This is a genomic window from Acidobacteriota bacterium (assembly GCA_004299485.1).
Classification (GTDB): Bacteria; Acidobacteriota; Terriglobia; order Terriglobales; family SCQP01; genus SCQP01.
This window is the reverse complement of record SCQP01000001.1, coordinates 422,978-435,645: the sequence shown is the minus strand read 5'-3', so window position 1 is coordinate 435,645 and position 12,668 is coordinate 422,978. Positions and strand designations below refer to the sequence as shown.

Genomic DNA, 12,668 nt, shown 5'->3' with positions numbered 1-12,668 from the left:
AGTTCCAGCGACTCTGCGCCTGCAAGCGGGCCAAGCCCTGTTGATTTTTGATCTCGACGGCACCCTGATCGACTCGCGCGCCGATCTCGTGCAGAGCGTGAATGGCGCGCTGCAGGAACTCGGCCGGGCGCCGCTGCCGGAAGCCATCGTGGGCGCCAACGTCGGCGATGGCGCGGCGTTGCTGATGCAACGCTCTCTCGGGCTGGCGCCGCCTCCGGATCGCAGCCGCCCGCCCCAGCCGGCGCCGGCCCTGAGCGAGGCCGATGCCGCCTTGAGTGCTCGCGCGGTTGAGCTCTTTCTGGTTTACTACGCGGCGCACAAGCTCGATTTCACCGTATTGTACCCGGGAGTAGAGCCAGGCTTGCGGGCGCTCGCCGCCGCCGGCGCGCGCCTGGCCGTGCTGACCAACAAACCCGTGCGGCCGAGCCAGGAAATCGTAGCCCACCTCGGCATCGCCGGCCTGCTGGCTGCCGTCTATGGCGGCAACAGTTTCGAACAGAAAAAGCCCGATCCCGTCGGCATTCACACCCTGCTCCAGGAATGCCGCGCCGAACCCCGGCAAACGGTGATGATCGGTGATTCCGCGGTGGACGTACTCGCCGGCCGCAACGCCGGCACCTGGACGGCCGGCGTCAGCTATGGCTTCGCGCCCGAAAGTTTACGGCTGCAACCGCCCGATTGGCAAGCGGATACCTTTGCCGAACTCACCGCCGGTCTGCTCGCAGCCATGAAAAAATAGAAGCGTCGAGGAGCGCAGGAGAAACCGCTATGGCCTTGAAACCTGGAGTCGTGGCCCCGCAGACGGGCATTTACTGGTGCAGCGTATGCAAGCTGCCGGGACAGTTTTCCGCCGGGCAGGTGCTGCCGGAGTGCCGCAACAAGTGCGGCCGCGGCGGCTGGGATTTTATTCAGGGGACAGAGGCCGGGGGCCAGGGGTCGGGCAAGGCCGCCGCTCCTACGGAATAGGGCCCGCGGCCCAGCGCCGCTACTGAATCGGGCTCTCGGCGGCGATTAAAGACTGAAAGATGGCGAGCACGCGGCGCCGATAGGCGAGCATTTGCCCGGCCACGGAGGCGAAGCTGGGATCGCGGGCCGAGGTGCGGCGCCATTCATTCTGCACTTCCGCCGGCACTTCGATGTCTTGCCGCAACTCCTGATAGCTGTAGCCGCGCAGGAAAAGGCCGAAGAAAAACGCCGCCTCCTGTTCAGGCGCTTCCTGGTTCCCCGGACGTGGCGCCGGCGCTGCGGTTGAGCTTGTTTGCGGATACGGTTCCATGGCCAAGCTCTTTGTTACACCCGCGCCGCCGCGAAAACAAGGCGCCGGCTCGGGCGCAGCGGGGCTGCCCGCCGGAGCCGCTTGACGCCGCCGGCAAAGTCGGGTTCAATATGCCATTTCAAAAAACACGAGCTGACTGTCGCCCTGCCGGTGCCGCCGCTGCACGCGCCAGCGGCCCGGGATTTCCGGGAGGCGGGTGCGCGCTGCCGTCTCCCAAACCACGCGGCCTCCGGGTGCCAGCACTTCCGGGTACTGTTGCAGCCCCAGCAGCGTCTGCTCGGCCACGCGGGTGTCGGCATAGGGTGGATCGAGAAAAACGAACTGCGCGCCGCCCGCCTCGAGCAGCGCCGGCAGCCGCGCCAGCGCGGCGACCGCAGCCGGCAGCCGCCGCTCCAGCACCACGGCGGCGGGATCCGCAGCCGCCCCTAACGCGCCCAAATTGGAACGCAGCAGCCGCGCCGCCGCGGCCGCCCCTTCAATCCAGATTACCGGCCGCGCGCCGCGGCTGAAGGCCTCAATCCCGACCGCGCCCGTCCCCGCGAAGCCGTCGACGAAGGCCGCCCCCGCCACTGCCGGGCCAAGCACGTCAAACAGCGTTTCCCGGAGCCGGTCCGAGGTCGGCCGCAGGTTCCGGCCCGCCGGGGCTTGCAGCCGCCGGCTGCCCCATTCCCCTCCCACCACACGCATGGCTGAAGTTTATACTGAGAGAGCGCTTTACCCCAGTGCGGAGAGATGGCCGAGCGGTTGAAGGCGCACGCTTGGAAAGCGTGTATATCCGAAAGGGTATCTGGGGTTCGAATCCCCATCTCTCCGCCACCCCCCCCCTGCGTGCCAAAGAAAACGCGAAGACAATGTCGCGGGACTGTGCCGCAAATCTTCGCTACAAATCTATATCTGGTTGCGATGAACATGAGGCAGAATCGCTTTACCTCAGCAACATGAGGATATTTGCTTATATAAGCAGACGAGGAGAGCGGCATCCATGAACCCAGGGAAGCGGGAATTTTCGCAGCGGGAGCGGCAAATCGTCTATGCCGTGACGCAGGCCAAGGCCGTCAAAGACATCGCCCACGAGCTTGATTTGAGCGTGAACACGGTGAAAGACTATCTCAAGACGATCTATCGCAAGGCCGAAGTTCATTCCGCTCGCGAACTGATGCGTCAATGTCAGGCCGAGCGGGTGGTTCCCGCCGACGCCGGTCTGGCCCAGCTTCTGCACCAGGTGCAGCAGTTGCGCGAGGAAGCCAGCCCAGCCGAGGCGCTGGCGCAACTGCACGGCGCAGTGCGCGCCTGCACGCGCGCCCGCCGGGTCACCTTCTGGCGCTGGGTACGCAGCGGCTCCGATCTCTACTTGGTGGGAGATGTATCCAGCACCAGGCCGGGTTCGGTGCTGCGGGTCGACGGCTTTGGCCAGCGGCTGCGCGAGCGCGGATGGGCGCGCCTGGAAGTACAGGAAATGGGCAGCAGTGATGGCCGTGAGCTGAGCCGGCAGGGCTTTGGGGGCGAGGTGATCGGCCTGGAGTGTGCGCCCGCGCCGCGCGTGCAGGTCATGCTCGCGGGCGATCCGGCCGACGGTCATTTTGGACCGCTCGACGCGGCGGTGATGCGGCTGCTGGCGCGCCTCATCCACAGTGAGCCCAGTTTGCACGCCCTCGGCGCCATCGCTTGAGAGCCGGAATCTCCCGCACGGGGGGTGGCTCGCCACTTATTGCCCTGGTCGCTCCCGTTGGTCGCTTGGAGTGCAGGCTTCGATTCCCGGCAGGGTCCGCCCGCTGGCGCTCAGGGCTCCTCCAAGCTGCCGCCAGGGGATGCCGCCCAAGGGTCCGGGATTTCCCTTACTGGGAGTCGGGGATCTCCGGATTGTAGCGTGGTTCGGGTCTTTGTCACTCTAAGTGCCTCTGAGCGGGGTAACCGTCAGACTGAGCAGGAGGATGAAAGACCAATGAGTGCCCCTTCGATCTCTTGTGTGCTGCCGCTGCCGCCGGCGGCCCAGCCCGCCCTGCAGCGGCCGTTTTCCGCGCGTGAACAACAGGTTGTGCAGGCCCTGATCGCAGCCAAGCGGGTCAAGACCATTGCCCACGAGCTTGCGCTCAGCGAGAACACCGTAAAGGACTACATCAAGACCATCTATCGCAAGGCTGACGTTCATTCGGCGCGCGAGCTGATGCGCCGCTGTCAAGCCCAGCGGGCCGGGCTGACGGATGCCGGCCTGGGTCAGCTTTTGCAGCAGGTGCAGCAACTCAACGAAGCCGCCACGCCGGCGGAGGTGTTGGCGCAGTTGCGGCGGGCGGTGCGCGCCTGGAGCCACGGGAGACGAGCAGCGGCGAAGGCCGCGAGCTCGCCCACCAGGACTTGGGGGGTGAGGTGATCGGGCTGCAATGCGCGCCCACGCGCCGTGTGCAGGCCATGCTGGCGGGAGATCCCGATGGGGGCCACTTCTGGCCGCTCGATGCCGCGTGATGCAGTTGCTCGTCCGGCTGACCCGCAGCCGCGGCGATGATCGGGGCTTCTACGACCTGTGGCGGCAGCTTGGAGGAGCCCGGAGCGCCAGCGGGCGGACCCGGCCGGGAATCGAAGCCCGCACTCCAAGCGACCATCGGGAGCGACCAGGGCAAAAAGTGGCGAGCCACCACGCTTCGGCGTAATCAGCGCTCGGGAATGGCGATGCGCTCGATCTGCTCCATGTCGGCCTTGCTCCGCTGCAGCTCGCGCGGCGGCTCGCTGTAGGGATCAAAGCGGGCGCCGTTGGCCGAGGGCACAAAGCCCAGGCCGCCGACCGCCGTCTGAAAGCGATTGAAGCGCGGTGAGCGGGGAGGCAGGACGGTTTTCTTGTTGCGCATGGGAATAGAAAAAGTCTACCTCATCCCCGCCGTGCGGTGATGAGGCGGGCCAGGTCGCGCAAATGGTCCGCCGCCGGCCCAAAATGCCCGAGCGCCGCTTCTGCCTCCGCCGTCAGGTCCGCCGCGGTGCGACAGGCGGCTTCAAGACCCACCGCCGCAACCCAGGTCGCCTTGTTTTGCGCGGCATCCTTGCCGGCGGTCTTGCCAAGCTCGGCCGAGGAGGCGCTGGCATCCAGCACGTCATCGGCAATCTGAAACGCCAGCCCCAGCGCGGCGCCGCAGCGTCCCAGCGCCTCCTGTTGGGCCGCGCCGGCGCCCGCCGCCCTAGCGCCCAACACCAGGCTGGCGCGCAGCAGCGCCGCAGTCTTGCGTTCGTGGATGGCGCGCACGGCCGCGAGCGGCGCGTCGCGGCGCGCTTCCATATCCGCTACCTGTCCCGCCACCATGCCGCCGGGCGTGCCCGCCGCTGCGGCCAGCACGGCCACCATCGCCGCAGCCTCCGGCGCCGCCGCCAGCACGGCAAAGGCGCGCGTCAGTAATGCGTCCCCGGCCAGAATCGCCAGGGCTTCGCCAAACACAACGTGGCAGGTCGGCTGCCCGCGCCGCAGCTCGTCGTTGTCCAGCGCCGGTAAATCGTCGTGAATGAGCGAGTAGGTATGCACCAACTCGACGGCAACCGCCGGCGTCCAGGCGAGCTCGCAATCGCTGCCCACAATCGCGCGGGCGGCCGCCCGGCAGAGCAGCGGCCGCAGCCGTTTGCCACCGCCGAGCAGACTATGGCGCATGGCCTGGTGCAGCCGTTGCGGCGCCTCGCTGGCTGCCGGAACTGCCGCCTGCAAGCGCCGCTCGCATTCGCTCCGCTCTGGTTCGATCCACGTGCTGCTCATGGCTGCCCAAGTTTACCAAGTCGCCCGGCGTAGCCGAGCGGGACCCCGCGCCAATCAAACCTTCGAAGCCTGCAGTCCAAGCGACCAACGGGAGCGTCCAGGGCATATAGTGGCGAGCCACGGATTTTTGTGTAACCAGCGATCCGTTTGGCGATTGATGCGTATAGATAGAAAGAGAACCGATGCTGAAAGACTTCCGCTACGCACTGCGCAGCCTGGCTCAGGCGCCAGCTTTTGCCATCATTGCGATTCTGACCCTGGGTTTGGGCATCGGCGCCAACACCGCCATTTTTAGCGTGGTGGACGCCGTTTTGCTCCGTCCGCTGCCCTATCCTCAGTCCGACCGCCTGCTCGCGGTGCGCGAGGCTGACCATAATTTTCCCTCGATGTCGATCTCCTACCCCGACTATCTCGATTGGGAGAAAGACAACCGCAGCTTTTCGGCCCTGGCGGCCTACCGCGGCGCCGGTGCCGTCATCACCCATGCCGGCCCGCCCGCGGTGCTGAACGGGCAGGACTGTACCTGGCAGTACTTTCCGGTGCTGGGCATCAAACCGCAACGCGGCAGAACTTTTACCGCCGCCGAGGACCACTCCGGGGCCACGCCGGTGGCCGTCATTTCCGATCACCTCTGGCGCACGCGCTTTCACGCCGACCCACAGATCGTCGGCAAAGCGATCGAGCTGGATTCAGTCGCGCACACCATTGTGGGCGTGATGCCGCCGGGCTTTCCCGGCCTGGCGCCAGAAAAAGAGGCCGCACAATTCTGGGTGCCGCTGGGCGCGGAAGCCACCGCGCAATCCGGCCTGCTGAACCGCGGCAGTCATCCCGGACTGACCGCCCTGGGGCGCCTCAAGCCCGGCGTGACGCTGGTGGCCGCGCGCACCGATATGGCGCGCATCGCCCGCAATCTCTCGCAGCAATTCCCCAAGTCCAATACCGGCGAAACCGCCGTCGTCACCACCTACTTGCAGCGGGTTGTGCGCAACGACGGGCCGCAGGCGCTATGGGCGCTCCTCGCCGCCGTAGGTCTGGTGTTGCTGATCGCCTGCGCCAATGTGGCCAATTTGCTGCTGGCGCGCGCCGCCACGCGGCAAAAAGCCAACGCCATCCGTTCGGCGCTCGGCGCCTCGCGCGGCCGGCTGATCCACGAGCATCTGATCGAAAGTCTCTGTCTCGGCATTGGCGGCAGCGCCCTCGGCTTGCTGTTGGCCTGGTTGGCCATGCGCGCCGCCCCAGCCCTCATTGCGCCGCAATTGGGCATGATGCGCGCCGATCAGATGAGCCTGGACTGGCGCGTGCTTGGTTTTACGATTGCCTTGGCGTTGCTCACCACCGTGCTGTTTGGCCTCGCACCGGCCTGGCATGCCAGCAACACCGAACTCGCCGCGGTGCTGAAACAAGGCGGCCGCGAAACCTCCGCTGCCGGTAGCGGCGGCCGCTTGCGCGCCGTGCTGGTGTCCGTAGAAATGGCTTTGGCGCTGGTGCTGCTGGTGGGCGCCGGGCTGCTGATCCGCAGCCTGCTGCAGTTGCAGCGCGTTAATCCCGGCTTCAATCCTGATCATGTGCTGAGTTTCGGCATCAGCTTGCCCAGCGCGAAATATCCCAGGCCCGATCAGGGCATCCAGTTCTTTCACCAGGCGCGGCTGCATCTGGAGCGCCTGCCGGGCGTGCTTGCCGCCGGCAAGGTCTATCCGCTTCCGTTCAGCGGCAACGACTGGGAGAACAGCTTCACGATTGTTGGCCGCCCCACGCCGCCGCCCGGGCAGACGCCCTCGGCCAACTACGCCATGATTTCGGGCGACTACCTGCAAGCCATGGGTATGCATCTGCTGCGCGGCCGCAGCTTCCATGAAAACGACACCGCCCAATCCACGCCGGTCGCGATCGTGGATACCCTGTTCGCCCGCCGCTATTGGCCCGGCCCGCGCCCGCTCGATACAGCGCTGGGCAAGCAGTTCCGCATGAACGGCAAGACATGGACGATTGTCGGTATCGTACAGCGTGTTCTCGATTACGGCCTGGACGCCTCGACCGAAATGGACCGGCTGCCGGAAGCGTTCGTGCCCACCGTCCAGGCCGGCGACGCCAATGACGGCTACCTGGTGGTCCGCACCCGCCTGGCCGATCCCCTGCAGATGCGCGGGGCGGCCACGGCCGCGATTCAATCGATCGACCCCGACGAACCGCTCTACGACATGATGACCATGCGTGAGCGCATCGCGCTCTCGCTGGCCCAGCGCCGCCTGACGCTGTGGCTGATGGGTGGCTTCGCGCTGCTGGCGCTGATTCTGGCGGCCATCGGCATTTACGGCGTGCTCAGCTACGCGGTGGCGCAGCGCTCGCACGAAATCGGCCTGCGCATGGCGCTCGGCGCCGACCGGCCGCGCGTGCTGCGGCTGATTCTGCGCCAGGGCCTGCGTCTGGCGGTGGCGGGTGCGGTGGCCGGTCTGGTCGTGGCGCTGGTCGTGGGCCGGTTTGCGGCCTCGTTTCTCTACGGCGTGAGCAGTCATGATCCGCTCACGCTGGTGCTGGTCCCCCTGGTGCTGCTGCTGGTCGCTGCGGCCGCCTGCTACGTGCCGGCGCTGCGGGCCACGCGCGTGGATCCCATGATCACGTTGCGCGGTGAATAAGCTGCCGGCCAGGGCCCTGTTCTTGTATGCTGGAGCAGGGAGCGGCATGGAGTACCAATTCCTCAATCGCATTGATTCACCGGCGGATTTGAAGAAAGTAGCGCGCGGCGACTTGCCGCTGGTGGCGGTCGAGCTGCGCGACTACATGATTACTACGGTCAGCAAGGTGGGCGGCCACTTGGCCTCCAGCCTTGGGGCGGTGGAACTCACGCTGGCGCTGCACTACACCTTCCACGCCCCCGAGGACAAAATCGTCTGGGATGTCGGTCACCAGGCCTACGGCCACAAGATCCTCACCGGCCGGCGCGACCGTTTCCCCACCCTGCGCCAATACGGCGGCATCAGCGGTTTTCCGGTGCGCGCCGAAAGCCCGTATGACGCTTTCAATGTGGCGCATGCCTGCACCTCGATCTCCGCGGCCTTGGGCATGTGTACCGCGCGCGACCTGGCGGGCAAGCACAACTACGTCGTTGCCGTGATTGGCGATGCCGGTCTGACCGGTGGCGTGGGTCTCGAGGGCCTGAATCAGGCAGGCCATCTCAAGCCCCGGCTGCTGGTGATTCTCAATGACAACGAAATGTCGATTTCGCCCAACGTGGGCGCGCTTTCCGGCTACCTGAACCGCATCGTCCACGGGCAGGCCTACCAGCGCGTGCGCGACGAAGTCGAGCAGCTTATCACCGCGGTGCCGCGCATCGGCCCGCGCCTGTTCCGCCTGACGCGGCAATGGGTGGATGCCGTCAAGGGCCTCATCCTGCCGGGCCTGGTCTTTGAAGAACTGGGCTTCAAGTACGTCGGGCCGGTGAACGGCCACAGTATCGAGGCGTTGCTGGAGGCACTGGCAGCCAACAAGGACGAAGACCGCCCGGTGCTGCTCCACGTCGTGACGCGCAAGGGCAAAGGCTATCCGCAGGCGGAGCAGTTGCCGGTGAAATATCATGGCGTGACGGCTTTCGATATTGCCACCGGGGCGTTTATCAAGGCGCCCGCCAGCGCGCCCAGCTTTACCAGCATCTTCGGCCAGGTGATGTGCGAAGCCGCCGAACACGATGCCCGCGTGGTCGCCATTACCGCCGCCATGACCGAAGGCACCGGTCTGGGCGAGTTCGCCCGCCGCTTTCCCCGCCGCTTTTTCGACGTAGGCATTGCCGAGCAGCATGCGGTGACGTTTGCAGCGGGCCTCGCCTGCGAGGGCTTGCGGCCGGTCGCCGCCATCTACTCGACGTTTCTGCAGCGGGCCTACGATCAGGTCATTCACGATGTCTGCCTGATGAATTTGCCGGTGACGTTTGCGCTTGACCGGGGCGGCATCGTCGGCGCCGACGGACCGACCCACCACGGTCTCTACGATCTGGCCTATCTCGCCGCCGCGCCGAATATGACGGTCATGGCGCCCAAGGATGAAAATGAGCTGCGGCATATGCTCCTCACCTCGCTCGAACATGGCGCGCCCATTGCCTTCCGCTATCCGCGCGGCAATGGTATCGGGGCGCCGCGCGAGGAGCCGCATGCGCTGGAAATCGGCAAGGCCGAAATCCTGCGCGAAGGCGGCGATGGCGCCATTCTGGCCCTCGGCAGCATGGTCTACCCCTGTCTGGAGGCGGCCACGCGCCTGGCGGCAGAGGGTCTGTCGCTGACCGTGATCAACGCCCGTTTCGTCAAGCCGCTGGACGAGGACCTCATCGCCTGCCTGGCGGCGGAAAAGCCCTTCCTGGTGACCGCGGAAGAGGGCACGCTCGAGGGCGGCTTCGGTGCGCTGGTCGCGGCGCTAGCCGCCGACCGCCGCATTCCGGTTTCTTTGCTGCGCATTGGCGTGCCGGACGCTATCATTCCCCACGGCTCACCGGCGCTGCTGCACGCCAAGTACGGTCTCGATGCGGATGGCCTGGTGCAGCGCATCCGTACGTTTGCCTCCGGACGCGCATCTGCCCCGCGCTATCAGGCTGCCCGCTTGCTCTAATGCCGAAAACCCGCCTTGACGTGCTGCTGCTGGCGCGTGGCTTGGCGCCCAGCCGGCAGCAGGCACAGGCGCTGATTCTGGCCGGTGAGGTGCTGGTCAATGGCCAGCGAGCCGACAAGAGCGGTCAGTGGGTTGCGCCCGACGCGGAGCTGCGCCTGCTGGGGCAGCCCCCGCGTTTCGCCAGCCGCGCCGGTGAAAAGTTGGCCGCCGCGCTCGATCACTTTGCCCTTCCCGTCACCGACCGCATCGCCCTTGACATTGGCAGCTCCACCGGCGGCTTTACCGATTGCCTCCTCCAGGCCGGTGCGCGCCACGTGTATGCCTTTGACAGCGGCACCAACCAGATGATCTGGCGCCTGCGCACCGATCCGCGCGTCACCCTCCGGGAAAACACGAACGCCCGCTACCTGTGCCCGGAAGATCTTCCGGAGCGGGCGGAACTGCTGACCGTGGATGTAAGTTTTATCTCCGTCACGTTACTGCTGCCGGTGCTCGTCCCACTCCTGGCGCCGGGCGCCGATGCCGTCATTCTGATCAAGCCGCAATTTGAGGCTGGCCGCGGTCAGGTGGGTAAGGGCGGCCTGGTGCGCGACGACGCCGTGCGGCAGCAGGTGATAGCCCGCATCCAGGACGCGGCTGCCGCGGCCGGTCTCGTCCCGCAGGGCACGCTGGCCAGTCCCGTGCTGGGCGCCAGCGGCAATCAGGAGTATCTGCTGCATGCGAGGCTGCAATAATAAATGAGCGTGCCTGAACTGATCACTCCCGGAGCACTGATTGCCATTTACGCCAAGCCCGGCCATCCGCGTGTGCCCGCGCTGGTCGACGAATTGCAGCAGTGGCTGCGGGCGCGCGGCTACCGCCCCCGGCTTGATGCGCCCGCCAGCCCGCCGCCCGCGCTGGCCATCGCTCTGGGCGGGGACGGCACCGTTTTGCACGTTGCCCGGCAGTTGGCCGCCGCGCCGACGCCGGTACTGGCGGTGCATCTGGGATCCTTTGGCTTTCTCAATGAAACCCGGGTCGAAGATCTCTACCCCAGTCTGGAACGCATTCTTGCCGGCCAAGGCCGAATCCAGCGGCGCGCCCGCCTGCATGTGCGTCTGGAACGCCAGGGCACGACCGCCGGAGAATTTGAAGCTTTGAACGAGGCGGTGGTGAGCAAGTCCGGTCTGGCGCGCTTACTGTGGCTCGATCTGGAGGTCAATGGATCGGCCCTCAGCCGCTATCGCGCTGACGGCGTGCTGGTGGCTACGCCCACCGGTTCGACGGGCTATAACCTCAGCGCCGGCGGCTCCATCGTGCACCCGGATGTGGATGCGCTGCTGATTACACCCATCTGCCCGAATGCGCTCAGCGAACGCCCGTTGCTCGTGCCTGCCAGCGCGGCCATCACCGTGACTCTGGCAGCGGGTGAGCCGGCTTTTCTAACCGTGGACGGCCAGCACGGCGCTCCGCTCGCTGCCGGGGACCGGGTGGTCTGCACTCAGAGCGTGCATCCCTTTTTCTGTGTTTCCGTCGAGCCGCGGCTTCGCTTCAGCCCGTATGCTCGGCCAGCTCGCGCAGATACTCCCAGGTGAAGATACCCGTCTTGTGGCCGTCGCTGAAGTCGAACTGCAGGGCGTAGCGGCCGACCGGCTTGACGCTGCGCAGCGTGGCGCCGGTGGGCTTGAAGATCGGCAGTACATCCGCGCCCGGCAGCTTGGGAGCCTCCACCCGCGTCGAGTAGTCACCGGTATGGTGCGCATCGGTGCAGGTGGCGCAGGGACAGGCAGCGCGCAGCGACGGGATCGTGTAATGGCTGGTCACGCCATCACTCCAGACGATGGTGACGCCTTCACTCAGCGAGACATCGACCGACTTTGGCTGCGGCCCGGTCATTGTGTCAAGGCCACGTGCTCGACCACGGTCAGGCCGTAGGCTTCGAGCGACGCCAGCCGCCGCGGGTGATCGGTGAGCAGCCGGATGCGCGTCAGGCCAAGATCGGCTAGAATCTGCGCGCCCAGTCCAATCTGGCGCTGCACCAGCGAGTGCGACTGGTCAGTCTCCGCCGCCGAGCCGCTGTGCTGAATTGCGCCGTCGGCAAGGGCATAGCCGGCGCCACTCTGGTGCAAATAGACCAGCACGCCCGTGCCCGCCGCCTGAATCGCCCGCAACGCCGCTTCCAGATTGGCCGCGCATTGACATTCGCGCGAGCCCAGCGTGGCCAGCAGGCAATGGCTTTGCACGCGCACCAGCACCGGCGCGCCCGCCTTCGGCTCACCGAACACCAGCGCCGTGTGCAGCTCCTGGTCGAGCTGGCTGCGATAGGCCACCAGCCGGCACGGCCCAATCGCCGTCTGCTGCCTTGTCTCCCCCACCCGCGCCACCTGATGTTCGTGCTGCAGCCGGTAGCGGATCAGGTCAGCGACGGAAATCATCTTCAGGCCGTGCTGGCGGCAGAACGCATCGAGTTCAGCGACCCGCGCCATGGTGCCGTCTTCGTTCATGATTTCGCAGATCACCCCGGCCGGCCGCAGTCCCGCCAGGCGTGCCAGATCCACCGCGGCTTCGGTCTGTCCGGCGCGGCTCAGCACACCTCCGGGCCGCGCGCGCAGCGGAAAAATGTGCCCCGGCCGCGCCAGGTCCCCGGGCCGCGTCTCCGTCGCTACCAGCGCCTGAATTGAACGCGCGCGGTCGGCAGCCGAGATACCGGTGCTGACGCCGGCGCGGGCATCAACCGACTCGCAAAACGCCGTGCCAAAGTTGCTGGTGTTGTTCTCCGTCATCAGCGGAATGTCGAGCGCATGCAGCCGCTCCGGCGTCAGCGCCACGCAGATCAGTCCCCGGCCGTGGCGGGCCATGAAATTCACCAGCTCGGGCGTGACGCACTCCGCCGCCAGCGTCAGATCGCCTTCATTTTCGCGGTCGGCATCGTCGACCACCACCACCATCCGCCCGGCGCGAATCTCCTCGATCGCTTCCGGAACGGTAGCAAACACGGCTGCAACCAGCGATGGCGTCATGCCATTAGTGTAAATGATCGCCATCGCCCGGCCGTGACCCTCCCTGGGCGGCAGCGCCGAAGAACTCTAGCCG

14 protein-coding genes and 1 tRNA gene are annotated in these 12,668 nt (G+C 66.5%); 9 read left to right on the top strand and 6 right to left on the bottom strand.

The features are described 5' to 3' along the window. The first annotated feature begins 13 nt into the window (after nucleotides 1-13). Both EPN33_01995 and EPN33_01990 read left to right on the top strand, forming a co-directional pair. Entirely contained in the window at nucleotides 14-739 is a 726-nt protein-coding gene (locus tag EPN33_01995; protein TAN24558.1) for an HAD family hydrolase, read from the top strand. Nucleotides 740-768: 29 nt separating this feature from the next. After that, nucleotides 769-966 (top strand): hypothetical protein, encoded by a 198-nt coding sequence (locus tag EPN33_01990; GenBank protein ID TAN24557.1) that lies wholly within the window; start codon nucleotides 769-771, stop codon nucleotides 964-966. Between the two features lie 19 nt (nucleotides 967-985). On the opposite strand, the gene EPN33_01985 is transcribed toward EPN33_01990, so the two are convergent. Together EPN33_01985 and rsmD are read right to left on the bottom strand one after the other, a co-directional pair. After that, nucleotides 986-1,276 (bottom strand): hypothetical protein, encoded by a 291-nt coding sequence (locus tag EPN33_01985; GenBank protein ID TAN24556.1) that lies wholly within the window; start codon nucleotides 1,274-1,276, stop codon nucleotides 986-988. Nucleotides 1,277-1,381: 105 nt separating this feature from the next. After that, nucleotides 1,382-1,963, bottom strand: a complete 582-nt coding sequence (gene rsmD / locus EPN33_01980) for a 16S rRNA (guanine(966)-N(2))-methyltransferase RsmD (protein ID TAN24555.1) — start codon at nucleotides 1,961-1,963, stop codon at nucleotides 1,382-1,384. Nucleotides 1,964-2,002: 39 nt separating this feature from the next. On the opposite strand from rsmD, the gene EPN33_01975 reads away from it, so the two are divergent. The 3 genes from EPN33_01975 (at nucleotide 2,003) to EPN33_01965 (ending at nucleotide 3,644) form a co-directional block, all read left to right on the top strand. After that, nucleotides 2,003-2,092 (top strand) — tRNA-Ser (locus EPN33_01975). A 166-nt stretch (nucleotides 2,093-2,258) separates the two neighbouring features. Further along, nucleotides 2,259-2,945, top strand: a complete 687-nt coding sequence (locus tag EPN33_01970) for a hypothetical protein (protein TAN24554.1) — start codon at nucleotides 2,259-2,261, stop codon at nucleotides 2,943-2,945. 273 nt (nucleotides 2,946-3,218) lie between these two features. Then, nucleotides 3,219-3,644: a response regulator transcription factor gene (locus EPN33_01965; protein ID TAN24553.1), complete on the top strand. Its 426-nt coding sequence runs from the start codon at nucleotides 3,219-3,221 to the stop codon at nucleotides 3,642-3,644. Between the two features lie 277 nt (nucleotides 3,645-3,921). Here EPN33_01965 and EPN33_01960 read toward each other — a convergent pair whose 3' ends face one another. Next, nucleotides 3,922-4,116 (bottom strand): hypothetical protein, encoded by a 195-nt coding sequence (locus tag EPN33_01960; protein ID TAN24552.1) that lies wholly within the window; start codon nucleotides 4,114-4,116, stop codon nucleotides 3,922-3,924. 20 nt (nucleotides 4,117-4,136) lie between these two features. Then, nucleotides 4,137-5,003 carry a polyprenyl synthetase family protein gene (locus EPN33_01955; protein ID TAN24551.1) on the bottom strand — a complete coding sequence of 289 codons (867 nt, stop codon included), beginning with the start codon at nucleotides 5,001-5,003 and terminating at the stop codon, nucleotides 4,137-4,139. A gap of 182 nt (nucleotides 5,004-5,185) precedes the next feature. On the opposite strand from EPN33_01955, the gene EPN33_01950 reads away from it, so the two are divergent. Genes EPN33_01950 through EPN33_01935 form a run of 4 tightly spaced genes read left to right on the top strand, consistent with a single transcriptional unit; the run spans nucleotide 5,186 to nucleotide 11,170 of the window. Then, nucleotides 5,186-7,636: an ABC transporter permease gene (locus tag EPN33_01950; protein TAN24550.1), complete on the top strand. Its 2,451-nt coding sequence runs from the start codon at nucleotides 5,186-5,188 to the stop codon at nucleotides 7,634-7,636. Between the two features lie 46 nt (nucleotides 7,637-7,682). Further along, nucleotides 7,683-9,596, top strand: coding sequence for a 1-deoxy-D-xylulose-5-phosphate synthase (gene dxs, locus EPN33_01945; GenBank protein ID TAN24549.1), 1,914 nt, complete (start codon nucleotides 7,683-7,685; stop codon nucleotides 9,594-9,596). Further along, entirely contained in the window at nucleotides 9,596-10,330 is a 735-nt protein-coding gene (locus EPN33_01940) for a TlyA family RNA methyltransferase (GenBank protein ID TAN24548.1), read from the top strand. The genes dxs and EPN33_01940 overlap by 1 nt, the downstream gene beginning before the upstream one ends. A 3-nt stretch (nucleotides 10,331-10,333) precedes the next feature. After that, a complete protein-coding gene (locus EPN33_01935; GenBank protein ID TAN24547.1) occupies nucleotides 10,334-11,170 on the top strand; it encodes an NAD(+)/NADH kinase in 837 nt (278 codons plus the stop codon). Here the strand turns inward: EPN33_01935 and EPN33_01930 are convergent. After that, on the bottom strand, nucleotides 11,127-11,471 hold the full coding sequence (locus EPN33_01930; GenBank protein ID TAN24546.1) for a DUF971 domain-containing protein: 345 nt from the start codon (nucleotides 11,469-11,471) through the stop codon (nucleotides 11,127-11,129). The genes EPN33_01935 and EPN33_01930 overlap by 44 nt on opposite strands. Next, nucleotides 11,468-12,595, bottom strand: coding sequence for a 3,4-dihydroxy-2-butanone-4-phosphate synthase (gene ribB, locus EPN33_01925; protein TAN24545.1), 1,128 nt, complete (start codon nucleotides 12,593-12,595; stop codon nucleotides 11,468-11,470). The genes EPN33_01930 and ribB overlap by 4 nt, the downstream gene beginning before the upstream one ends. Nucleotides 12,596-12,668 lie beyond the last annotated feature (73 nt).

What these genes read in the sequence shown, in the direction of transcription:
- EPN33_01965 (TAN24553.1), top strand. Translation starts at nt 3,219, where the DNA reads ATGAGTGCCCCTTCGATCTCTTGTGTGCTGCCGCTGCCGCCGGCGGCC.
- EPN33_01970 (TAN24554.1), top strand. Translation starts at nt 2,259, where the DNA reads ATGAACCCAGGGAAGCGGGAATTTTCGCAGCGGGAGCGGCAAATCGTC.
- EPN33_01990 (TAN24557.1), top strand. Translation starts at nt 769, where the DNA reads ATGGCCTTGAAACCTGGAGTCGTGGCCCCGCAGACGGGCATTTACTGG.
- ribB (TAN24545.1), bottom strand. Translation starts at nt 12,595, where the DNA reads ATGACGCCATCGCTGGTTGCAGCCGTGTTTGCTACCGTTCCGGAAGCG.
- EPN33_01930 (TAN24546.1), bottom strand. Translation starts at nt 11,471, where the DNA reads ATGACCGGGCCGCAGCCAAAGTCGGTCGATGTCTCGCTGAGTGAAGGC.
- dxs (TAN24549.1), top strand. Translation starts at nt 7,683, where the DNA reads ATGGAGTACCAATTCCTCAATCGCATTGATTCACCGGCGGATTTGAAG.
- EPN33_01935 (TAN24547.1), top strand. Translation starts at nt 10,334, where the DNA reads ATGAGCGTGCCTGAACTGATCACTCCCGGAGCACTGATTGCCATTTAC.
- EPN33_01960 (TAN24552.1), bottom strand. Translation starts at nt 4,116, where the DNA reads ATGCGCAACAAGAAAACCGTCCTGCCTCCCCGCTCACCGCGCTTCAAT.
- EPN33_01940 (TAN24548.1), top strand. Translation starts at nt 9,596, where the DNA reads ATGCCGAAAACCCGCCTTGACGTGCTGCTGCTGGCGCGTGGCTTGGCG.
- EPN33_01985 (TAN24556.1), bottom strand. Translation starts at nt 1,276, where the DNA reads ATGGAACCGTATCCGCAAACAAGCTCAACCGCAGCGCCGGCGCCACGT.
- EPN33_01955 (TAN24551.1), bottom strand. Translation starts at nt 5,003, where the DNA reads ATGAGCAGCACGTGGATCGAACCAGAGCGGAGCGAATGCGAGCGGCGC.
- rsmD (TAN24555.1), bottom strand. Translation starts at nt 1,963, where the DNA reads ATGCGTGTGGTGGGAGGGGAATGGGGCAGCCGGCGGCTGCAAGCCCCG.
- EPN33_01950 (TAN24550.1), top strand. Translation starts at nt 5,186, where the DNA reads ATGCTGAAAGACTTCCGCTACGCACTGCGCAGCCTGGCTCAGGCGCCA.